Source organism: Acinetobacter sp. PFS20 (assembly GCF_052261015.1).
Lineage (GTDB): Bacteria > Pseudomonadota > Gammaproteobacteria > Pseudomonadales > Moraxellaceae > Acinetobacter.
The window spans coordinates 2,409,243-2,431,826 of the sequence record NZ_JBPVZE010000001.1 but is presented as its reverse complement, the minus strand read 5'-3'; the positions used below and the strand labels follow the sequence as shown (position 1 = coordinate 2,431,826).

The window sequence follows — 22,584 nt, the reverse complement described above, 5'->3', positions numbered from 1 at the left end:
CTGATCTAATTGTTGTTACTGCAACTACTTTTCCAAACCGCCTACTTTGTAATGCTTATCCTTTATATGCCCTATTTCTTCTGCACAGCATCTACACAAAAGTCAGCAATCTGTTTTGAAAAATAGTCTTTGTGCGCATGATCAAACTTTGTATTTTGAGCTGGGTCCAGGGGTTCAACCACTACATAGGTCATGGCACCGACAACACAAAGTGCTGCTGTGTTTAAATCATCCAAGACAAACTCACCACTTGCATTTCCATCCGCAAGTATTTTTTTAATACTTTGTTTAATCAATTGCTTCACACGAAAACGCTCATGTTCAACCGTTGAATCGACGGGTTCAAACATGAGTGAATATGCAAGCTGAGGACTATTGAGTGCCCGTTTTACAAAGGTTGCCACCGCCTTATGTAATTTCTGCTTTGCCGATAACTCACTTTCGGTAATCGAATCAATCACCAATAGTTCTGTATTAATAGCCTCGGACAAAACCTCAATAAGCACTTGGCTTTTATTATCAAAGTAGCGATAAACCAGTCCACTAGATACGCCCGCTTGCTCTGCAATTGTTTGTATTTGCGCGTCTTTAAATCCTCCCTCTGAAATTATTTTTCTGGCTGAATTCAAAATCGATTTACGATTTTGCTCCATCCGCTCTTGCATTAAAGATGATCGTTTATAGCTCATAATTTATTCTCTAACAAATAAAATGAATTGTAAATCATTTTATGAATCTGTATTCACTTTTTCAAAAAATCATTGTATGTTACTTATCAAATACCCACAAAATATTTTATGGACAACAAATATAACCAATAGGATGAAAATATCATGAACCTACGCAGCTTAAATTTCGGCCTAGATGAAACTTTAATTGCGCTTCAAGATTCAGTGGCCGCTTTTTGTGCAAAGGAAATTGCACCAATTGCCCAACAAGTTGATCAAGACAACAAATTCCCTGCACATCTCTGGAAAAAATTCGGAGATATGGGCCTTTTAGGCATGACGGTTTCTGAAGAGTATGGCGGTGCCAATATGGGTTATTTAGCTCATATTATTGCTATGCAAGAAATTTCCCGTGCTTCGGCAGCCATTGGTTTGTCTTACGGTGCTCATTCTAATTTATGTGTAAACCAAATTAACCGTAACGGTAACGAACAGCAAAAACAAAAGTATTTACCAAAACTGATTTCTGGTGAATATGTGGGTGCCCTTGCGATGTCTGAGCCAAATGCAGGTTCTGATGTGGTCAGCATGAAATTACGTGCTGAGCAAAAAGGAGATCACTTCGTTTTAAATGGTTCAAAAATGTGGATCACCAACGGCGGTGATGCAGATGTACTCGTGGTTTACGCTAAAACTGATCCGCAAGCCGGTGCGAAAGGTATGACTGCTTTTTTAGTTGAAAAAGGCATGAAAGGCTTTAGCCATGGTAATCACTTAGACAAACTTGGTATGCGTGGCTCTAACACTTACCCACTGTTTTTTGACAATGTGGAAGTGCCTGCTGAAAACGTACTCGGTGGTGTCGGTAACGGCACAAAAGTACTGATGAGTGGTTTGGACTATGAACGTGCAGTTTTAAGTGCTGGACCTTTAGGTATTATGGATGCCTGTCTAGATGTCGTGATTCCATACTTGCACCAACGTGAACAGTTTGGCCAAGCTTTAGGTGAATTCCAGCTTATGCAAGGCAAACTTGCCGATATGTATTCAACTTGGTTGGCATGTAAAGCACTTGTTTATGCGGTTGGTGCTGCCTGTGACAAAGCTGACCATGACCGCAGCCTACGTAAAGATGCTGCAAGTGCCATTTTATATGCTGCCGAAAAAGCCACATGGATGGCGGGTGAAGCAATTCAAACTTTAGGCGGTAATGGTTATATCAATGAATTCCCTGCTGGCCGTTTATGGCGTGATGCAAAACTTTATGAAATTGGTGCAGGAACTTCTGAAATTCGCCGTATGTTGATTGGCCGCGAACTCTTCAATGAAACCAAATAATAATTATAAATAAGGACACATCTTATGAACCAATTACAAAGCAAGATTAATGTTCGAAGTGAAGACTTCAAAACAAACCAGCAAGCCATGCAAACCTTGGTCACAGATCTAAAACAAGTTGCCCAGCGTATTGCGTTAGGCGGCGGTGAAAATGCCCGTCAAAAACATTTGGCTCGAGGTAAACTTTTACCCCGTGAACGTATTGATCAATTGATTGATGTCGGTACGGCATTTTTAGAAATTGGACAGTTGGCAGCGTATAAAGTTTATGAAGATGATGTTCCTGCTGCGGGTGTGATTGCGGGTATTGGTCAGGTCAATGGCATCACTTGCATGATCGTTGCCAACGATGCAACGGTTAAAGGCGGAACGTATTACCCACTTACGGTTAAAAAGCATTTACGTGCCCAAGAAATTGCTGAACAAAATCATTTGCCTTGTATTTATTTGGTGGATTCAGGCGGTGCCTATTTACCAATGCAAGATGAGGTTTTCCCAGACCGTGATCACTTTGGGCGTATTTTCTATAACCAAGCACGCATGTCGAGCCTAGGTATTGCCCAAATTGCTGTAGTAATGGGTAGCTGTACCGCAGGTGGTGCTTACGTTCCTGCCATGTCTGATGAAACCATTATTGTCCGTAATCAAGGTACGATTTTCTTAGGTGGCCCTCCTCTTGTAAAAGCTGCGACTGGTGAAGTGGTAAGCAGTGAAGATTTAGGTGGTGGTGATGTACACACACGTCTTTCGGGTGTAGCTGACCATTTAGCCGAAAATGATGAACATGCGATTGCCATTGCACGAAACATTGTTGCTAACCTCAATAAAAAGCCAAATGACTTAAGTAAACAAGTTGATGAACCATTGTTTGATGCATCGGAACTCTATGGCGTGGTGCCAAGTGATGCACGTAAACCTTTCGATATTCGTGAAGTGATTGCCCGTATTGTAGACGGCTCTCGTTTTGATGAGTTTAAAGCACGCTTTGGTTCTACACTGATTACTGGTTTTGCTTCACTTTACGGTATGCCAGTCGGCATTATTGCCAATAATGGGATTTTATTTTCAGAGTCTGCACAAAAAGGTGCGCACTTTATTGAGCTATGCACACAGCGCAATATTCCATTGTTATTCCTACAAAACATTACGGGCTTTATGGTTGGCCGCCAGTATGAAAATGAAGGGATTGCCAAAAACGGCGCTAAATTGGTTATGGCAGTTGCAACTGCAAATGTACCAAAACTCACCCTGATTATTGGTGGTTCGTTTGGTGCGGGTAACTACGGTATGTGTGGACGTGCTTATTCACCACGCTTTTTATGGACTTGGCCGAACTCTCGTATTTCAGTGATGGGTGGCGAACAAGCAGCAAGTGTACTCTCGACTTTAAAACGTGATCAGATTGAGCAAAAAGGTGCCGAGTGGTCAGCACAAGAAGAAGACGAGTTTAAACAACCAATTCGTGAACAGTACGAGCGCCAAGGCCATCCATACTATGCTTCTGCTCGTCTTTGGGATGACGGTGTAATCGACCCAGCTCAAACTCGTCAGGTACTTGGTTTAAGTCTTGCTGCTGCTATGAATGCCCCAATCCAGCCAACCAAATTTGGCGTGTTCCGCATGTAAGAGGTGTATATGAGCTATCAATTTTTACAACTCGAACAACAAGATCAGGTTGCCTATGTTTGGCTGAATCGCCCTGAAATGCACAATGCTTTTAATACGACAGTCATTGAAGAGCTACATGCCTGCTTTAAGCAAATCAATACCCGTGATGATGTTCGTGTTGTGGTTTTAGCAGGTCGCGGTAAAAGCTTTTCAGCAGGTGCCGACCTCAACTGGATGAAACAGGCAGGTCAGGCATCTTCAGCAGAAAATGAAGCAGATGCATTAAAACTTGCGCAAATGTTGGATGCACTTGCAACGCTTAAGCAACCGACCATTGCCCGAGTGCATGGCATTGCCTTTGGTGGCGGCATGGGCTTGGCGTCGGCATGTGATATTTGCATTGCCAGCACTGATGCCAAGTTTGCAACATCTGAAGTTCGTTTAGGGCTTGCTCCATCTACCATTAGTCCTTATGTGATTCGTGCGATTGGTGCAAGACAAGCCTCTCGTTACTTCTTAACTGCCGAGCGAATTTCAGCACGTGAAGCCAAACACATTGGCTTGGCACATGAAGTTGCAGATGCTGAAGACTTAGATAAAAAAGTTCAAGAAATTGTTGATGCTCTATTACTCGGTGGCCCGCATGCTCAAGCGGCATCAAAACAACTCATTCAAATGGTGAGCAACCAGACCATGAGCAATGACTTGCTGCAACAGACAGCACATCATATTGCGCAAGTTCGTCAAGGCAACGAGGCAAAAGAAGGTCTGAGTGCCTTTTTAAATAAACAGCAGCCTGCTTGGGTTTCTAACTCGAATAACAACAATTAAGGACGATCATCATGTTTGAAAAGATTTTAATTGCGAACCGTGGCGAAATTGCTTGCCGTGTAATTCGTACAGCTAAAAAATTAGGTATTGCAACGGTTGCCGTTTACTCCGATGCAGACGCAAATGCACAACATGTCAAACTTGCAGATGAAGCGGTTTATATTGGTCAGTCCCCTGCAACGCAAAGTTATTTACAGGTTGATCGTATTATTCAAGCAGCGATTGATACAGGCAGCCAAGCGGTTCACCCTGGCTACGGCTTCCTTTCAGAAAATGACCAGTTTGCACTCGCTTGCCAACAACACAACATTTGCTTTATTGGCCCGCCAGTGGATGCCATTTTAGCGATGGGCTTAAAAGCGACCTCTAAAGCTTTAATGGAAAAAGCAGGTGTTCCTTTAACACCGGGCTATCACGGAACCAACCAAGATGCCGACTTTTTAAAACAACAGGCAGACCAAATTGGCTATCCTGTTTTAATTAAAGCCAGTGCCGGCGGTGGTGGTAAAGGCATGAGTCTGGTTGAACGCAGTGAAGATTTTCTGCATGCCTTAGCTTCTTGTAAACGTGAAGCAAAATCAAGCTTTGGCAATGATGACGTCTTAATTGAACGTTATGTGATTCAACCACGCCATATTGAAGTTCAAGTGTTTGGCGATACACATGGCAACTATGTACATTTGTTTGAACGCGACTGTTCTGTACAACGCCGTCATCAAAAAGTACTAGAAGAAGCCCCTGCTCCACAAATGCCAAGCGAGAAGCTCGATGCAATGCGCCAAGCTGCAATTGATGCTGCACGCGCCGTAAATTATGTTGGCGCAGGTACGGTTGAGTTTATTGTGGAACAAGACGGTACAGCGTATTTCATGGAAATGAATACCCGTTTACAAGTCGAACACCCTGTCACTGAAATGATTACAGGGGAAGACTTGGTTGAATGGCAACTTCGTGTGGCTTATGGCGAACCTTTACCTAAATTACAAAACCAACTCCAAATTAACGGACATGCGCTCGAAGCACGTATTTATGCCGAAGAACCAGAAAAAGGCTTTTTACCTGCAATCGGTAAAATTGACTACCTACACTACCCAACTCAAAACCAATATGTGCGTGTAGACAGCGGTATTGTTGAAGGCGATGAAATCACGACCTATTACGACCCAATGATTGCCAAACTCATTGTATGGGGTAAAAACCGTGAAGCTGCGCTCATTCAAATGCAACACGCTTTAAGTCAATTCCATGTGGATGGTTTAGGCAACAATATTGCCTTTCTTGAAAAAATTGTTCGTAGTGAATCTTTTAAACAAGCTAAGCTTGATACCAACCTGATTCAACGTGAACAAAACTTCTTGTTTAGCCCTGAAGAAATCAAACCAGAACTTGTGGTGGCAGCGGCATTTATTGAGTTTCTAAGTAAACTTAATAACAACAGCTCAAGCCAAAAACATCTTTGGCAAGCTCAGCCGCTTTGGCGTTTAAATATTGCTTATCAGCACAGTATTAAATTGAACTATTTAAACCAAAATATCCAAATTAAATTTGCCTCAAATGAACATGGCTTCACCGCAGAATATAACGGTCAAAGCTACCCAATTTCTGGTCAATTGATTGATGCACATACTGCCTCTGTTCAAATAGGCGGGACTCAGCAAAAGCTGTCTTTTAACCAAAGTCAGCAAGGCATTACATTGTTCCAAAATGGGCAAAGCTATAAGTTTGCTTATATTCGCCAAGACTTTAATCAAGCAGATAGCCAAGCCGATGAAGGTCACCTAAAAGCACCAATGCCGGGTGTGGTCACGCAAGTACTGGTGAGCGCAAATCATAGCGTTAAAAAAGACGATATTTTAATGACGCTTGAAGCAATGAAAATGGAATACACCATTCGTGCCCCTAAAGACGGCCTAATTGTAGATTCCTATTTCCAAGTCGGTGACCAAGTCAAAGCTGGCGATGAGCTTGTAGAATTTCAGCCTGTACAGGAGGAAGTTGCATGAGTGAGTTTGTCAAAATTGTGGAGGTCGGTCCCAGAGACGGCCTCCAAAATGAAAAGCAGGCTTTAACTGTCGAACAACGCTTAAACTTCATTAATGACCTGATTAATGCAGGTCTGAAATGTATTGAAGTCGGTTCATGCGTTTCGGCAAAATGGGTGCCGCAAATGGCTCAAAGTGATGAGTTATTTAAGCTATTACCCCAAACAACCGATGTGCAATTTAGTCTGCTCACGCCGAATATCAAAGGTTTTGAAACTGCTCAAGCGGTAGGATGCAAAGAAGTTGCGGTTTTTACCGCAGCTTCTGAGAGTTTTTCTCGTAAAAATATCAACTGCTCAATCGATGAGAGCTTTGAAAAATTTAGCGATGTCATAAGTGCAGCAAAAGCCCATAACATTCGTGTACGCGGTTATGTCTCTTGTATTGTCGATTGTCCCTATGAAGGTGCTATTGCCCCTGAACAAGTGGTAAAAGTTGTTAAACGACTCTATGACATGGGCTGCTATGAAGTGTCTTTAGGTGAAACTATTGGTACAGCAACACCAGATCGCGTTCAAAAGGTTTGGCAAGCATGCCTTGCTGAACTCGACAGCAAGGTTTTAGCCGGGCATTTCCACAACACCTATGGTATGGCGATTGCCAATATTTATCAGTCTTTACAGCAAGGTATTCGTGTTTTTGACTCCTCTCTTGCAGGACTCGGTGGTTGCCCTTATGCCAAAGGAGCTTCGGGTAATGTATCGACCGAAGATCTGTTTTATTTGCTGTCACATATGGGGTTTGAAACTGGTATTGATTTAGAAAAGCTAATGCAAGCCAGTCAAAATATTAGCAATGTATTAAACCGAAAAAGCTTGTCGAATTATGCAAATGCTTATTGGCAAACCAAGTGCGCATAGTCATAAATTAAAATAGCTCAGCATCTGGTATAAAGCTTAATATTAGGCTGAGTACCAGATTATCACGTCTAAACTTTATCTCATTTCGTTCAGGAATTGGGACTGAATTCCTCATGCAATTTTTTTAAAATCTATTATTTATCTTTGTATTAAATGCCTCTCTCAACAGAAGCATTTTCTACCCTATTTTTATTCTAAATCCGTATTATTCTTCATCCTTTTTCAATTGTAGTCCTTAAAAATTTATCTGATTATTTATAAAAATAAGAAGCATCCATTTCGATTCTTGGGGAAATATGTTCTTCCACCCAATCTAACCATGCACGCGTTTTAGCATCAATGAAATGACGTGAAGGCAATAAGGTATAAACCCCTATATCGGGTGAACGCCACTCTGGCAAGATATGACATAATCTTCCATTCTGAACTGCATCTAAAGCCGAAAACATCGGCAATAACGCCACGCCCATATCTTGTTGCACCACATCCAACAATAACTCAGGGTTATCTGCAATGAGTTGCCCGCCAGTATCAATTTGGTAAGACTCCCCCTTTGCATTTAATAAGTGCCAATCTGGGGTAATAGATGGGTTTACTAAGCGTAAACAGGCATGGTTTTTTAAGTCTTCTGGGGACTTAGGAACGCCATGTTTTTCTAGGTACGCAGGTGAAGCACATAAAACAGAAAAAATAGTGCCAATTCTGCGTGCAACAAAACGAGAATCTGTTAATGATTCAGTTAAATACAGACTGACATCCACCCCTTTTGCCAACAAGTCTGGAACATACTGTGAAGTCGTATATTCCACGGTTAATTCAGGATAATGCTTACAAAACTCAGCCATTACTGGAAAAACATAATGATGCCCAAAGCTTCCCATGCTTAATACACGTAAACGTCCTTTGGGTTTAGATGCCGTTCCTGTTACTTCTGATTCTGCTTCATCCACCATTGAAATGACTTGGCGACAGCGCTCGGCGTAAGTCGCACCAATATCGGTCAGTGCCTGCTGGCGCGTTGAGCGTTGTATTAATTTTGTACCTAAGCGTGTTTCTAGCTCGCTGATAAGACGTGAAACCTGTGCTGTGGTCAGATCCATCTGCTCAGCTGCTGCTGTGAAACTCCCGCTATCAATCACTTTCAGGAATGCATGCATTGCATGCAATAGTCCACCATCGAGATTTTTGCGCATAACGTAAATATGTTTTCCTAAATTACGGATTGTTGCACCAGTTTAGTTCAACCACAATGACTAAATGTACATACATTGGCACTAATTCTTTTTAAGAAGAGGAACCGATCTTTTTTTATTTCGTATGTCACTTGCTCCAAATATTCAACTGGATGTTGAAAAAAGAAAGTAGTCCGAGCTACTAAAAATTCTAAGGAGATATAAATGAATATAGCTACAAAAGTCACTCCAAATATTATTGCAACAAAGGATGTGTCACTTGAAGATAAATATGTAAGTGATAACGGTACAGCATATATGACAGGCATTCAGGCACTTGTTCGGTTGCCTCTTGCCCAAACTCGCCGTGACGCGATCAATGGTTATCATACTGCTGGTTTTATTTCTGGTTATCGCGGTTCTCCTGTTGGTAACTATGATAGTTTCCTTTGGCAAGTTCAAGGATTACTTAAATCCCATAATGTTGTATTTCAACCTGGTGTAAACGAAGACTTGGCTGCTACCGCTATTTGGGGTACCCAACAAGTTAATCTTTCAGGCCAAGGCAAATATGATGGAGTGTCTTCATGGTGGTATGGTAAAGGCCCGGGTGTTGACCGTTCAGGCGATGTACTCCGCCATGCTAACTTAGCTGGTACCTCTGAACGTGGTGGTGTTGTTGCTTTATTTGGTGATGACCACTCATGTAAATCTTCTACAATCCCTCACCAGTCTGAACATGTCATGATTGGTTGCGGTATTCCAATTTTCTACCCAACATCCGTTCAACAAATTTTAGACTTTGGTGTTCACGCCATTGCAGTTTCACGTTTTTCTGGCCTGTGGTCTTCAATGAAGCTAGTCAGTGAAATTGTAGAGACTTCTGCTTCTGTTCATGTCGACCTAGACCGTGTTACTCCGGTTATACCAGAAGATGTCAATTTCCCAGAGGGTGGCGTCAATATTCGTTGGCCAGATCACGGCATTCAACAAGAAGAACGTCTTTATAAATATCGCTTACCTGCTGTTTTGGCTTATGCCCGCGCCAACAAAATCAATACCGTTACATGGCCTTGTGAAAATGCCCGTATCGGTATTGCTGCAAGTGGTAAAGGTTATTTAGATACCATTGAAGCCTTACGCATTTTAGGTATTGAAGATGAAACTGCCCAACAGCTTGGGCTACGTGTTTATCAGGTCGGACTGATTTGGCCGTTAGAACCACAAGGTGTTCGTGAGTTTGCCGAAGGTTTACAAGAACTGATCGTTATTGAAGAAAAACGTCCAATTATTGAAACACAAATTAAAGATGAGCTGTACTCACTGCCTGATGGCAAACGCCCACATGTGATTGGTAAAGCAACTGATGGCAAAGGCGAATGGAGTACCTCTATTGAAGAGGCACCGCTCATTGGTCACTATGAGTACCAGCCTGAACCTATTGCAAAAATGTTGGCTGCTCGCTTCTTAAAACTAGATATTCCAGAAAGCTTAAAAACACAAATCCAAAGCAGAATCGACTTACTGCTAAAAGCAGAGCAAGAATCAAAACGTGTTATTGATCTTGCTGAACGTAAACCGTATTTCTGTAGTGGTTGCCCACATAACTCTTCAACAGTCGTGCCTGAAGGTAGCCGTGCATTAGGCGGTATCGGTTGTCACTATATTGCCGTTTCACTTGACCGTGGTACTGAAACGTTCTCTCAAATGGGCGGTGAAGGTGTAAGTTGGGTGGGTGCATCACCATTTACCAATGAAAAACACATTTTTGCTAACCTTGGTGACGGAACTTACTTCCACTCAGGTTACTTAGCAATTCGTCAGTCTATCGCTGCAAAAACTAATATTACCTACAAAATCCTCTACAACGATGCAGTCGCTATGACAGGTGGTCAGCATGTAGATGGTCATTTGAGTGTTGCGCAGTTAACTCGCCAGCTCGCTGCCGAAGGTATTAAAAAACAAGTTATTGTGACTGATGAAGTTAAACTATTAAATGAAGAAGACGGTATTGCACCGGGTGTCGAAATTCGCCACCGTAATGAGCTCGACGCAGTTCAACGCGAGCTTCGTGAAGTTACAGGTGTAACCGCTTTAATTTATGTACAAACCTGCGCCAGTGAAAAGCGCCGTCGTCGTAAACGTGATGCCTACCCTGATCCGGCTGAGCGTTTATACATTAATAGTGATATTTGCGAAGGCTGTGGCGACTGTTCAAAAAAATCAAACTGCTTATCTATTGAACCAGTAGAGACTGCTTTAGGTACTAAACGTCAAATTAACCAAAGTAGCTGTAACAAAGACTTCACTTGTGCTGAAGGGTTCTGCCCTAGTTTCGTGACTGTTCATACACGTGATATGAAACGTCCGGCTAAATTTGAAGGAATTGGTGCAGGCTGGCCAACATCACCAGTTATTCCTCAGTTATATGATGTTCCAAGTCGTATTATGGTTGGTGGTATTGGTGGTACAGGTGTTGTGACTATTGGTGCACTCCTTGGTATGGCGGCTCACCTCGAAGGTAAAGCTACCCGTGTGATGGACATGGCAGGTCTTGCGCAAAAAGGTGGTACGGTTTATTCATATGTACAACTTGCAGCAAGTGATGAGCAAATTTCTTCTACCAAAATTCCGGCAGGTCAATGTGAATTACTCATTGGTGCAGATGCCGTAGTCGCTGGCGGTAGCGCTGCCCTATCTCGTTTGAAAGATGATGCATTGGTTATTGTGAATGAAGACAGTACTCCTACTTCTGAGTTTATTAAATCTCGTGACTGGTATGCACCGATTAGCGATTTAATTGATCGTCTTCGTGGTCGTGTTCGTCAAGGCCAACTGGTTTCTCTGCCAGCAGCTCGCATTGCAACACAACTGTTAGGTGATTCAATTTATACCAATCAGTTATTACTCGGTATGGCATGGCAATCTGGTCGCATTCCATTACTGCGTGAAAGCATTGAAAAAGCAATTCGCCTCAATGGTACTGCTGTTGAAAAGAACCTCGAAGCTTTCCGCGTGGGTTGTCATCTTGCAAGCGACCCAACTTTAGCTGCACGCTTAGTTGCGGCAATGCCAAAAACCAAAACTCCCCAAACTTTAGCTGAACTTGTTGAAGACCGTTCTGCTCGTCTAACAGACTATTGGAATGAAGCTTACGCAGCTAAATATCGTGCGCTTGTAGAGCTGGCCGCTAAAAAGTTACCTGAGGAATTAACGGGTACGATTGCAACTCAGCTTTATAGAGTCATGGCATATAAAGATGAATATGAAGTTGCACGTCTTTTAACAGGTAAGAGCTTCAAAGAATCGATTGAGACACAGTTCGGTAAAGGCTTACGTTTAACGTATCACCTTGCTCCACCAGCATTACTCGGTGGTCTAAAAAATGTCCGTAAACGTGCGTTCGGTTACTGGATGCGTTTCCCAATGATGATGCTTGCTCGCTTACAATGGCTTCGCGAAACTTTCCTTGACCCATTTGCGCGTCAAGAAGAGCGTCAGCACGAACAAGCATGGCGTGACCGTTACATTGCATTTGTTGAAACACTTGTTGAAGCACCAGACAATCATAACTTGGCAGTTGCTGAACAAATTGCAAAATTACCAGCAGAAGTTCGTGGTTATGGACATATCAAAATGAAAGCAATGGATGCTGCAAAACAGCGTTGGGATGAACTTACACCAACACTCATTAAAGTACGTAGCTAAGAAATTACTTAAAATTTAAATCTGAAAATAAAAAAGTCATCCTTCGGGATGACTTTTTATTGGCTCAAATATTTATTTAGCCATTTTACGTAACGTCAAAATCTGCTCGCTTCGTCCAAATGGACCATACACGTCATGTAAAACTGCACTGGTTAAACCAATACCATCCGCCCCATATTGCTGAACAGTTTCTAGACCTAACCATTTACCTTGCGGATAACGGTGCATGTGAATTTGCAAATCAAGATTTGGAAAGCCCCAAGTAAATTCGCCTTCTTGTCTTGGTACAATCCCATTTGCGGTATCTACCATACCAATTAAATGCGCAAAATCTGTCGTTGGCTGACCTTCCACCATTTCGTTATCGTTATTGAGCCAAACAATGCCTTTGCCAGCTCGGTGCTGATCACCAGTTTTAGTGACTAGCGTTTGAATAAAGCCACCCGGCCATCTTTTCATACCTGTCCATTCTGTAAAGGTATCTGGGTGATGAATTGGATGATCTTCAAGTCCAGCAATATCGGAACTGTCTTGAGTACACATTCGCCATGCTCTAGCCACAATGCAGGTTTTACCTTGTGCCTGCATTTCTGCTTCAATCAATTCAATGGTTTTACCGGCACGAATTACATGGGTCTTAATCGTAAATTCACCAAATGCAATCAATCCAAAAATATCAAAACTAATTCGGCCAATTCGCATATCTTGTCGTGGTGAAAATTGCTCTAACTCTGCCGCAATAACCCCACTTGCAGGTGCCATATGCTGTTCATGAGGATTCCATGCCCCTTGTGCATGAACAGTTGAGCAATAATGAGCAATGACTTCACCTTGAGGACCAATTGTTCTATTCAATAATTGATAATAAGCATTCATGATTTTCTTTCCATAGTCCTTATTCAACATCAATATTTGATGAAAATTCACGTTTTAATGCTTATGTTAACGATCTATTTCTTTGGCTCAACTGTTTTTTCCTACCAAAAACTCATGAGTCTAAAGTTACAAATTTAATCAATGGGTAAAATTCCGCATATCAATTTCACCTAGTGATCCTAAAAATTACTAGTCACTAAAATGCAAAAGCGTCTTGATCGAGCTCCATCACAGATTCAGCGCCAGACTCAATAGAAGCAGCATGGCTCTGTGTACGATGTAAAAGTTTTTGATAGAAAAACTTAGCTGTTGTTAACTTTGCTTTATAAAAAGCTTCCTCTTGTGTACCCGATTCTAATTTTTCATGGGCAACTTGTGCCATTCGAGCCCATAGATAAGCGAACACGACGTAACTGGAAAAATAAAGATAATCCACCGAAGCTGCTCCTATTTCCTCTGGGTTGTGCTTGGCTTTCTCTGCAATCGTTTTAGTCAGTGACAGCCATTGTTGCTTAAGCTCAGCTAATTTTTCTAGATAAAGTTTCAGCACTTCATTGGACTGCTGTTGACTAATAAACTGGTCAATTAAACCAGTCATATTCTTTAAGAGTTTACCTTCAGACTTGAGGACTTTACGCGCAAGCAGATCTAAAGACTGAATCTCGGTTGTTCCTTCATATAATGTGGAGATACGTGCATCACGTACAATTTGCTCCATACCATGTTCAACAATAAAGCCGTGGCCGCCAAATACTTGAACGCCATGCTTTGCAGATTCATTACCTGACTCGGTTAAAAAAGCTTTGGCAATTGGTGTTAAAAAAGCCAGTAATTCATCGGAGTGTTTCTGCTGTTCCTGATCGTTTGAGCTTTCCACAATATCAACATGCTGAGCTAAAAAGTAAGCCAGTGCACGTCCACCTTCAGAAAAAGCTTTTTGTATCATTAACATCGAACGCACAGCTGGATGCACAATAATTGGGTCGGCATTTTTTTCTGGATATTTAGGACCAGATAGCGAACGCATAGCGAGACGCTCTTTGGCATAATTTAATGCCCCTTGAAATGAAATTTCAGAAGCAGCAAGCCCTTGTACTGCCGTTCCAATACGTGCGGTATTCATAAAGGTAAACATACAATTAAGCCCGCGATTTTCCGGACCAATCAAATAACCTTTCGCGCCATCAAAATTAAGCACACAGGTCGCATTACCATGAATACCCATTTTATGTTCAATCGCGCTACAGACGACTTTATTACGGTCTTCTAAATTACCTTCATCATCTACATTAACTTTAGGCACAATAAATAAAGAAATACCTTTAGTCCCTGCGGGTGCCTGAGGCAAACGAGCTAAAACAATATGAATAATATTTTCGGAAAGATCATGTTCACCCGCCGAGATAAAAATCTTTTCCCCCGTAATGGAGTAGCTACCATCCGGATTTGGTTCTGCTTTCGTTCTAATTAACCCAAGGTCCGAACCCGCATGTGATTCGGTTAAACACATGGTTCCAGTCCAGACACCGCTAATGAGTTTAGTCAAAAACTTCTGTTTTTGTTGCTCAGTACCATGGTGCTCAATTGTTCTCATTGCCCCATGAGACAAGCCCGGATACATTGCCCAAGCCCAATTAGAACCACATAACATCTCTGAAATGGCAATCCGCAATAAGGTCGATAAGCCTTGCCCGCCATATTCGGGGTCAGCAGTTAAAGAGGTAAACCCAAGCTCAGCATATTTTTGGTAGGCTTCTTTAAAACCTTTCGGAGTTGTGACTACGCCTTGATTTAAATGACAGCCTTCCTGATCGCCATTTTGGTTAATAGGCGCCAATTCATTTTCACAAAAATCTGCTGCTGCCTCTAAGTATTGATCAATTAATTCTCGATTTACGCTTTCCTGATATTTGCTTAAACCTTGATAGTTCTGTTCTGTTTGAAGCATTTCATGCAGTACAAATTGCATATCGCGTAATGGAGCTTTGTATAAAGGCATAGTTTTTTCCTTTCACTTCTCTGCCTGCGTGATGGGCAGATATTGTTTTTCCCTAAAGTGGACTTTTATTGTTTCAATCTCACCAAAATATCAAAAAATTTCTTATAGCAAAATATATTTTCACTAATTTAATAAAATTATCGTAACTCAGAAATAGATATAAAACATAAACACTTGTTTTAAAATATAAATATAGAATAAAAAGTAATTAGCATTGCTTAATTAGAATAACTTTAAATTTTGTATTGCAAAATTTTATTCCGTAAAAATTCAATTTATAGTATGGTTATTTAGATTGCTTAATTATCCAAGGACGATTTATGGAAAGCCCGAAATACACAGGTCTTGAGTTTTTAACCGCTTTAAAAAATGGTGAAGTTTCACCATCACCTATGGCTCACACCATACCAATGGAGCTCGTTGAAGTATCCGAAGGTAAAGCAACTTATAAAGTTACCCCTCGCAAAGAACACAGAAATATACAAGGTGGTGTACACGGCGGCTTTTGCGCCACAGCTTTAGATACAGCTACTGGCAGTGCAGCTCATACATTGCTCGAACATGGCGTCGGCTATGGCACTATTGATTTAAATGTAAAAATGATCCGTCCCATGCAAGTTGATACGTCTTACTATGCGACAGCCAAATTGATTAATGCGGGCCGTAATATTATTAGTACCGAAGGAAAAATCGTAGATGAGAACGGCAAAGTGTATGCTTTTGCCTCGGCAACCTTAATGATTATTCGCAAATAATAAAATATCGAAGCTCCTGTTTATGGAGCTTTTTCTTGCTTTGCAATTTTGTTCATTTCATAAAAATCTAAGCGATCAATCACGAAACTTAATATTGCCATCGCTAAACCTAAAACAGCACATGTTTCCCATCCCCAGTGTTTCCATGCATACACCGCAATAAAAGAACCCAAAGCGGCTCCACCAAAATATAAGGTCATATAAATTGAGTTAATACGAGAACGTGCCTCGGCCGAAATTCGGTAGACCAGATTTTGGTTAAGCACATGAAATGCCGATAAACCAAAGTACGCCATAACAACCCCTACAGCGTAGGCCACCAGAGACTGCTGCGCAAAAAATAGTGGTATCCATGCACTTATTAATAAGCCCATACAAATCACTGCAATTTTATTCTCAAGCCCTGCCGCAATTTTCTTACCTGCCCAAGGGGTCGCAAACACACCTGCCAGTCCAACAATCCCAAATAAACCAATTTGAAAATCGTTAAAGTGATAAGGCTCATTCGCCAAAATAAAAGTCATGGTAGTAAATATTAAAGCCAAAATACCAAAGCCAATTCCCCCTGCCAAACCACGGCGCAGTAAATGAGGCTGGTGAGCTGCTAATGAAAATAATGAACCATAAATCTGTAGAATATTGAGTTGGTGAGACTTACGCGCAATTGGTAACTTCACCCACATCACCCAAGCGAACACTAAAATGACAATTCCGCTAATTAAATAAACCGCATGCCAAGACCAAACTGTAGAAAGTAAACCTGCAATAGAACGCGCCAATAATATTCCCAAGAACAAACCACTCATGAGAGTACCTACAACTTGAGGGCTTTTTTTCGGACTAGCTAGACCTGAGGCGAAAGGAACTAAAACTTGAGTTGCAATCGAAAAGAATGTGGCTAAAAAGGTAAAGCCATATAAAGCTGGCAAGGTTTGACTTAAGGATAACCCTACTTGTGCAAGCCCCGTACAACACATGAGCAAGCAAATATAACTGCGCTTTTCAAAAAAGTCGCCTAGGGGAACTAATATAAAAAGGCCAACTGCATATGACAGTTGGCTAATGACAATGGTTAAAGCGACTTGATCAGCATTAACTTTTAATGCTTCTGCAATTGAATAGATTAAGGGCTGGTTATAATAGTTTGAACCCGCACAAATTCCACATGTCATTGCCATGATAAAAATAAAGCTTTTTGACAGTATATTTTCTGCATTGGGCTCAACTATTTTTTCCATTTTTAACTACGCCCTATTTTAAAATTTATACATCGATACAAAGTTTACGCGTGATACATCAGCGGTTCTGCCATCAAACACTTCTCGTTTGCCTTGATGATATTCCATACCAATATCCATTTGCTCAATCGGTGAATAAAAGACGTTAGCTGCGTAGTCCGTTAGACGTTTGTTGGCATCTGGGTTGAGTTTGGCATAAGCAGTGTCGTCATCATAATCAAACATCGAAGCCGATAAGTTTGCACGCCATTGCTCATTGAATTTATATGAATAACCAATATTGATGCTATTCAACTTATTCATAACCAAATCTGTTTTGTCTTCGTTTAAAGAGAAATCACCCGCGGCATTTAAACTTGTTGAATTTGCCAAACCACTTTGCGTGGTATAAGGCATAAATTTTTGATCACCAACAATATATTGATAATTTGCTTGTACCGATTGTTGTGGCGTGAGTTGATATTTTAAGCCGCCTCCAGCGCCCCAGCTTACTTTCTTCACCGTGGCAGTTGCGACATCTGTAGATTTTTCATTAATAAAGCCTTGAGCAAGTGCCGTTAAAGGCCCTTGTTTAAAGCTATAGCGTCCCGTTAAAGTTGGAAATGCCGAGACTCTCGAACCTGTATATTCCAAGGCTACTTTTAAATCATTATTGGCATCAATTTTCCAGTCATATCGAATTTGAGGAGTACGCGTATAGGAAGTTCCCACAAATTGCGTGTAATCGACAGCTTCGGTACGCGTTTCCATGTTGGACATGAGTGACCATGTTTGACCAAAGGTCCAGTCTTTATAGGTGAAAAAAGCATGACGGATACGGAATTTACCATCCCCCGTTCCCATGTTAGAGCTATCGAAGAAATCGGCTTCAATATTTCCAGTAACCGCTTTATTAGGACTATTAAAATAAACACCTAGTCGGCTTGCATTAATCATGGCATCAGAGCGTGCATGATTTGAACGTTTTTCACTTTCAAAAGGTGTTCGATACAGGCTGCTGGTCATTCTACCGCCCGAGTCTGGTGATGATTTGAAATCAACCGCTGCATCAATACGGGCAATACCGTAAACCTTAACATTATCCGTCCAAGTGACCCACGAAGGAGCAACAGGCTTCTCTGTTACAGTCGCTTTAGTTTTTTCAATGTTCTCTTCGATCTTTACCTGTTTGACCTGTAAATTATTTTGAGTTTGTTTCTGAGCAGCAAGTTCTGCTTTTAATTTTTGCAGCTCGGTTTCTAGCAAATTAATTCTTTGTTCTGTGGTATCTGAAGAATTTGCAAAAATAGTCCCTGAAGCCGCAGCGCAAGCTGCAGCTAAAATTAATTTTTTCATCTTTTAATCCTTAAAGAAGCATTTTTTCCGTGTGTATTTAGGCTACACGTGCATCGATTAGTTCACAGTCGGTGACTGCTTGTAATTCATCAAAACTTAGGCCTTCCACCATTTCTGTGACATAAGCTTTTTGGTCTTTGAGCTCAATAATGCATAAATCGGTATAAATACGATTGACACACTGCTCACCCGTCATTGGGTAGCTCAGTTCTTTTACAATTTTAGACTCACCTTTTTTAGTGACATGTTCCATATAGACATAAATCGTTTTTGCGCCGACCGCCAAATCCATAGCACCGCCGACTGCGGGTACATCATCTGCTTTACCAGTATGCCAATTTGCCAAGTCCCCATTTACCGCAACTTGGAATGCACCAATTACACAAATATCCAGATGGCCACCACGCATAATGTCAAACGAGTCACCATGATGCATAAAGCATCCACCGTCTAACAAAGTGACGAGTTCTTTTCCGGCATTAACCAAATCTTGGTCTTCTTCACTAGGTTGTGGTGGTGGACCAAAAGCCAAGACACCATTTTCCGAATGTAAAAAAATTTCTTTGTCTTTTGGCAGAAATTTAGCAACGTTGGTCGGTAAGCCAATACCTAAATTGACATAAGAACCTTCTGGAATGTCATTGGCGATGAGTTTGGCAATATCTTCACGAGAACGCTTTTGAACTGACATTAGATATCTCCTAGTTTTACAACGTGCTGAACAAAAATTCCCGGTGTAATAACGCACTCTGGGTCAAGCGTTCCTAGCTCTACGGTGTCATTCACTTGAACAATGGTGGTCTTGGCGGCTTTTGCCATAATTGGTCCAAAATTGCGGGCCGCTTTGCGGTAAGTTAAATTGCCCCAGCGGTCGGCTTTATCGGCATAAATCAGTGCAAAATCAGCTTCAAGTGGGTATTCAAGCACATAGTTTTTACCGTTAATGGTTCGGGTTTCTTTACCCTCGGCAACTTTGGTGCCATAACCAGTCGGAGTAAAAATAGCGCCTAAGCCTGCACCAGCAGCCTGAATACGACATGCCAAATTACCTTGCGGAACCAGTTCCAACTCAATTTTTCCTGCGCGGTATAAGTCTTGAAAAACAGTTGATCCCGCAGATTTCGGAAATGAACAAATCATTTTTTTAACGCAACCCGCAATAATCAGATTTGTTAAACCACGATCACCAGAAGCCGCATTGTTATTTACAATGGTCAGTTCTTTTTTTCCTAAATCGATTAAGGCTTCAATTAATTCAGCAGGTTGCCCCGTCACACCAAACCCGCCTGTCATGATGGTTGCGCCATCAGGAATAGCTTTTAAAATCGGCTCAATGTCACTGGTGATTTTATTTATCATCTCACTTGTCCCTTTTCATCCTTAATTTAAGGTGACAGATTGATCTGTCACTCTGCCTTTTGCGGGTTAAATAGTCGGTCTTTAATAAATAACAATGGAATTACCCCGCAGATAAAATAAGCCGCAGCCATCACCAAAAGCCCTAAGCCAATAGAACCGTTTTGCGATAGAAAACCAATTGTTAATGGAGAGAAAATAGAAAGTACTTTGCCAATGTTATAAGCACCACCCACTGCCGAACCTCGAATTGAAGTCGGGAAACTTTCCGTCATATAGGTAGCATTAATGGCGTATGGAATACCGTAAAGGAAACCGAAGAACAGCATCATCCATAAAATGTTGGTTGGTGTATTTAAATAGACAATGACCGGAATAAATAAAGCTGTACCAATAGTTCCGAAAGCGAATACAGCGCGGCGTCCTAATTTGTCGGCAACGATCCCAGCAATTACTTTGGCAAACATCATAATCAGGAAAGTACCGACCATATACATGGCCATTTCTTTAAATTTGATGCCAAGATCAGACTCTAAATAAGCTGGTAACCAGTTACTTACGCCGTAATAACCAAACTGCAATGCACCTGTACTAATAATCCAAAGAACAAACATGGTGCCGTGTTTCTTATCTCTTAAAATTTCAAGATATGGATTTTGACGTTTTTTAGGCTGGTTACTTTGAGCGACTTCTAACGCTTTTAATTGACGAGATTTTTTCCAAGACTCTGGTTCAGGTACACAAAAGTGCATCAAAATTGACAACACTACAGGAGTAATCGCAATCCAATACAGGAAACGCCAGCCATGTTCAGGAATAATATGTCCTGCTAATAAAGTCGCTAGCAAAGAACCCAAGGTATAACCTGTCATGAGCGTAGCCAGAACAGTTGAGCGATGTTTGGTTGGCACCATTTCAGACATTAAAATATTACAAGCAATATAGAGCGCACCTAAGCCCATCGCTCCAAAAGTTCTTAAAACTGCAAATTGCATATAAGAATCAGTAAAACCCAGTGCACTGGTTAAAACTGAAGAATAAGCAATAAAGAACACAATAATGCGGACCCGCCCAAAACGATCACACGCCCAGCCACCAATCAGGCCACCTATAGCCGATCCAAAAAGCGTTAAGCTACCTAGTGTTCCAGCTTGTACACCCGTTAAATGAAATTCTGTTTTAAGACTGGTCAGGCTTAATGCCAAAAAACCTAAGTCTGCCCCATCACACAACAATGTTAAAAAAGCGAATATAAATGCGGTAATCCAAATCTTTTTTGGTGTCTGGATAGCTTCACTGCTAGCCGTATTTTGTGTAACTGTTTCTGTTGTCATGTCCATATCCTCAGAAGGAACATGAGGCATCCAATGCCTCATGGCATTTGATTTTTTATTAGGCTGTAGCTTCCCTAATCATATTTTTGGCAATAATAATTTGTTGAACTTGCGTGGTTCCTTCATAGAGACGGAACAAACGGACATCGCGATAAAAACGTTCAATGGCATATTCACTGATATAGCCTGCGCCACCGTGAATCTGTACACAGCGGTCAGCAACACGTCCGCACATTTCAGTTGCAAACATTTTTGCGCAAGATGCTTCTGTACTAATGTTTTCGCCATTATCACGGCGACGGGCTGCATCTAAAACCATACATTTGGCCGCATAAATCTCAGCTTTTGAGTCAGCAAGCATGGCTTGAATCAACTGGAAGTTCGCAATGGGTTGACCAAATTGTTTACGCTCAATTGCATAGTGTAATGCATCGTTTAACATACGCTCAGAAACACCCACACTATACGCACCAATGTGCAAGCGCCCTTTATCAAGCACTTTCATGGCCGTTTTAAAACCGACACCTTCTACCCCACCAATCAGTGCAGAAGCAGGCACACGGCAATTATCAAAAATCACATCACACGTATGTGAGCCTTTTTGACCCATTTTTTGGTCAATTTTTCCCAATGTAATACCTGGTGTATTGGCTTCAACTAAAAAAGCTGAAATACCGCCTGACCCTTTAATTTCAGGATTGGTTCGCGCCATTACGGTGAAAGTTGCAGCGTGAGGTGCATTGGTAATAAAACGTTTGGTACCGTTTAATACATAAAAATCGCCATCTTTTACGGCACTGGTTTTTAAAGAAGCAGCATCGGAACCAGATTCAGGCTCGGTTAAACAAAATGAACCAATAATTTCGCCACTTGCATAACGCGGTAAATATTTTTGCTTTTGCTCTTCTGTGCCATCAATCAAAATTGCACTTGAGCCAATACCGTTATTGGTACCAATTAAAGAACGGAAAGCCGGTGAAGTTTGTCCAAGTTCAAATGCAACTCTGACTTCTTCTTCCATGGTGATACCTAAGCCACCATATTCTTCTGGAATTGTGAGACCGAACAAACCAAGCTCACGCATTTGCTGCACAATGTCATCCGGAATTTTGTCTTTCTCTACCACTTCGTTTTCACGAGGGATCAATTCATTTTTTACAAAATCTCGAATTGTTGAAAGTAACTGCTCCAACATCCCTTCATCACGGATCATCTGTGATCTCCCTTTTTATGTATTTCCATCGTATCCATCAGCCATCTCCAGCTTGTCTGGATACCATGTTTTAAATCTTGTTTACTGCGGATGTGTTTCATAGTACGAGAACAAAAATACAAATTTCAAGCTTTTTTGAAAATTAATTTCGTTAAACGAAATTTAAAAACATACCATTACGGAATATCAACTACTTAGCTTATTTAATAAATCCTAATTACTCTAATGGACTAAATAAGACTTGAAATAAA

General features: G+C 41.3%; 17 protein-coding genes. 7 read left to right on the top strand and 10 right to left on the bottom strand.

The window, feature by feature from the left end; all coding sequences use genetic code 11:
* Window positions 1–71: 71 nt before the first annotated feature.
* Window positions 72–689, bottom strand: coding sequence for a TetR/AcrR family transcriptional regulator (locus ACS125_RS11440; RefSeq protein ID WP_004793061.1), 618 nt, complete (start codon window positions 687–689; stop codon window positions 72–74).
* Window positions 690–833: 144 nt separating this feature from the next.
* On the opposite strand from ACS125_RS11440, the gene ACS125_RS11435 reads away from it, so the two are divergent.
* Genes ACS125_RS11435 through ACS125_RS11415 form a run of 5 tightly spaced genes read left to right on the top strand, consistent with a single transcriptional unit; the run spans window position 834 to window position 7,347 of the window.
* A complete protein-coding gene (locus ACS125_RS11435; RefSeq protein WP_031948007.1) occupies window positions 834–2,006 on the top strand; it encodes an isovaleryl-CoA dehydrogenase in 1,173 nt (390 codons plus the stop codon).
* A 24-nt stretch (window positions 2,007–2,030) separates the two neighbouring features.
* On the top strand, window positions 2,031–3,632 hold the full coding sequence (locus ACS125_RS11430; protein WP_443272209.1) for a carboxyl transferase domain-containing protein: 1,602 nt from the start codon (window positions 2,031–2,033) through the stop codon (window positions 3,630–3,632).
* Between the two features lie 9 nt (window positions 3,633–3,641).
* Window positions 3,642–4,445: an enoyl-CoA hydratase/isomerase family protein gene (locus ACS125_RS11425; RefSeq protein WP_443272207.1), complete on the top strand. Its 804-nt coding sequence runs from the start codon at window positions 3,642–3,644 to the stop codon at window positions 4,443–4,445.
* Window positions 4,446–4,456: 11 nt separating this feature from the next.
* Window positions 4,457–6,448 (top strand): acetyl/propionyl/methylcrotonyl-CoA carboxylase subunit alpha, encoded by a 1,992-nt coding sequence (locus ACS125_RS11420; protein WP_443272206.1) that lies wholly within the window; start codon window positions 4,457–4,459, stop codon window positions 6,446–6,448.
* The gene (locus tag ACS125_RS11415) at window positions 6,445–7,347 is read left to right on the top strand and encodes a hydroxymethylglutaryl-CoA lyase (RefSeq protein ID WP_443272204.1); all 903 of its coding nucleotides are present in this window, start codon (window positions 6,445–6,447) and stop codon (window positions 7,345–7,347) included. The genes ACS125_RS11420 and ACS125_RS11415 overlap by 4 nt, the downstream gene beginning before the upstream one ends.
* 251 nt (window positions 7,348–7,598) lie before the next feature.
* Here ACS125_RS11415 and ACS125_RS11410 read toward each other — a convergent pair whose 3' ends face one another.
* Window positions 7,599–8,540, bottom strand: coding sequence for a LysR family transcriptional regulator (locus ACS125_RS11410; RefSeq protein ID WP_057085100.1), 942 nt, complete (start codon window positions 8,538–8,540; stop codon window positions 7,599–7,601).
* Window positions 8,541–8,744: 204 nt separating this feature from the next.
* Between ACS125_RS11410 and ACS125_RS11405 the strand changes: the two genes are divergently transcribed.
* Window positions 8,745–12,227: an indolepyruvate ferredoxin oxidoreductase family protein gene (locus ACS125_RS11405; protein WP_443272201.1), complete on the top strand. Its 3,483-nt coding sequence runs from the start codon at window positions 8,745–8,747 to the stop codon at window positions 12,225–12,227.
* 72 nt (window positions 12,228–12,299) lie between these two features.
* Here ACS125_RS11405 and ACS125_RS11400 read toward each other — a convergent pair whose 3' ends face one another.
* Together ACS125_RS11400 and ACS125_RS11395 are read right to left on the bottom strand one after the other, a co-directional pair.
* On the bottom strand, window positions 12,300–13,103 hold the full coding sequence (locus ACS125_RS11400; protein ID WP_443272199.1) for a thioesterase family protein: 804 nt from the start codon (window positions 13,101–13,103) through the stop codon (window positions 12,300–12,302).
* A gap of 196 nt (window positions 13,104–13,299) precedes the next feature.
* The gene (locus ACS125_RS11395) at window positions 13,300–15,102 is read right to left on the bottom strand and encodes an acyl-CoA dehydrogenase C-terminal domain-containing protein (RefSeq protein WP_443272197.1); all 1,803 of its coding nucleotides are present in this window, start codon (window positions 15,100–15,102) and stop codon (window positions 13,300–13,302) included.
* A gap of 305 nt (window positions 15,103–15,407) precedes the next feature.
* Between ACS125_RS11395 and ACS125_RS11390 the strand changes: the two genes are divergently transcribed.
* A complete protein-coding gene (locus tag ACS125_RS11390) occupies window positions 15,408–15,857 on the top strand; it encodes a PaaI family thioesterase (protein WP_174741056.1) in 450 nt (149 codons plus the stop codon).
* 20 nt (window positions 15,858–15,877) lie between these two features.
* Here ACS125_RS11390 and ACS125_RS11385 read toward each other — a convergent pair whose 3' ends face one another.
* Genes ACS125_RS11385 through ACS125_RS11360 form a run of 6 tightly spaced genes read right to left on the bottom strand, consistent with a single transcriptional unit; the run spans window position 15,878 to window position 22,333 of the window.
* Window positions 15,878–17,095: an MFS transporter gene (locus tag ACS125_RS11385; protein ID WP_443272195.1), complete on the bottom strand. Its 1,218-nt coding sequence runs from the start codon at window positions 17,093–17,095 to the stop codon at window positions 15,878–15,880.
* Window positions 17,096–17,113: 18 nt separating this feature from the next.
* The gene (gene dcaP / locus ACS125_RS11380) at window positions 17,114–18,430 is read right to left on the bottom strand and encodes an outer membrane trimeric porin-like protein DcaP (RefSeq protein ID WP_443272193.1); all 1,317 of its coding nucleotides are present in this window, start codon (window positions 18,428–18,430) and stop codon (window positions 17,114–17,116) included.
* A gap of 37 nt (window positions 18,431–18,467) precedes the next feature.
* Window positions 18,468–19,121 (bottom strand): 3-oxoacid CoA-transferase subunit B, encoded by a 654-nt coding sequence (locus ACS125_RS11375; RefSeq protein ID WP_443272191.1) that lies wholly within the window; start codon window positions 19,119–19,121, stop codon window positions 18,468–18,470.
* Window positions 19,121–19,789 carry a 3-oxoacid CoA-transferase subunit A gene (locus ACS125_RS11370; protein ID WP_443272189.1) on the bottom strand — a complete coding sequence of 223 codons (669 nt, stop codon included), beginning with the start codon at window positions 19,787–19,789 and terminating at the stop codon, window positions 19,121–19,123. Before ACS125_RS11370 ends, ACS125_RS11375 begins: the two co-directional genes overlap by 1 nt.
* A 47-nt stretch (window positions 19,790–19,836) precedes the next feature.
* Window positions 19,837–21,120: an MFS transporter gene (locus tag ACS125_RS11365; protein WP_443272187.1), complete on the bottom strand. Its 1,284-nt coding sequence runs from the start codon at window positions 21,118–21,120 to the stop codon at window positions 19,837–19,839.
* A gap of 58 nt (window positions 21,121–21,178) precedes the next feature.
* Complete coding sequence (locus tag ACS125_RS11360) at window positions 21,179–22,333, bottom strand: acyl-CoA dehydrogenase family protein (RefSeq protein WP_443272185.1); 1,155 nt, start codon at window positions 22,331–22,333, stop codon at window positions 21,179–21,181.
* Window positions 22,334–22,584: the final 251 nt, after the last annotated feature.

Coding starts and splice junctions, on each gene's coding strand:
- ACS125_RS11410 (WP_057085100.1), bottom strand. CDS start 8,540: ATGCGCAAAAATCTCGATGGTGGACTATTGCATGCAATGCATGCATTC.
- ACS125_RS11420 (WP_443272206.1), top strand. CDS start 4,457: ATGTTTGAAAAGATTTTAATTGCGAACCGTGGCGAAATTGCTTGCCGT.
- ACS125_RS11430 (WP_443272209.1), top strand. CDS start 2,031: ATGAACCAATTACAAAGCAAGATTAATGTTCGAAGTGAAGACTTCAAA.
- ACS125_RS11435 (WP_031948007.1), top strand. CDS start 834: ATGAACCTACGCAGCTTAAATTTCGGCCTAGATGAAACTTTAATTGCG.
- ACS125_RS11395 (WP_443272197.1), bottom strand. CDS start 15,102: ATGCCTTTATACAAAGCTCCATTACGCGATATGCAATTTGTACTGCAT.
- ACS125_RS11405 (WP_443272201.1), top strand. CDS start 8,745: ATGAATATAGCTACAAAAGTCACTCCAAATATTATTGCAACAAAGGAT.
- ACS125_RS11370 (WP_443272189.1), bottom strand. CDS start 19,789: ATGATAAATAAAATCACCAGTGACATTGAGCCGATTTTAAAAGCTATT.
- ACS125_RS11415 (WP_443272204.1), top strand. CDS start 6,445: ATGAGTGAGTTTGTCAAAATTGTGGAGGTCGGTCCCAGAGACGGCCTC.
- ACS125_RS11385 (WP_443272195.1), bottom strand. CDS start 17,095: ATGGAAAAAATAGTTGAGCCCAATGCAGAAAATATACTGTCAAAAAGC.
- ACS125_RS11375 (WP_443272191.1), bottom strand. CDS start 19,121: ATGTCAGTTCAAAAGCGTTCTCGTGAAGATATTGCCAAACTCATCGCC.
- ACS125_RS11425 (WP_443272207.1), top strand. CDS start 3,642: ATGAGCTATCAATTTTTACAACTCGAACAACAAGATCAGGTTGCCTAT.
- dcaP (WP_443272193.1), bottom strand. CDS start 18,430: ATGAAAAAATTAATTTTAGCTGCAGCTTGCGCTGCGGCTTCAGGGACT.
- ACS125_RS11440 (WP_004793061.1), bottom strand. CDS start 689: ATGAGCTATAAACGATCATCTTTAATGCAAGAGCGGATGGAGCAAAAT.
- ACS125_RS11365 (WP_443272187.1), bottom strand. CDS start 21,120: ATGACAACAGAAACAGTTACACAAAATACGGCTAGCAGTGAAGCTATC.
- ACS125_RS11400 (WP_443272199.1), bottom strand. CDS start 13,103: ATGAATGCTTATTATCAATTATTGAATAGAACAATTGGTCCTCAAGGT.
- ACS125_RS11360 (WP_443272185.1), bottom strand. CDS start 22,333: ATGATCCGTGATGAAGGGATGTTGGAGCAGTTACTTTCAACAATTCGA.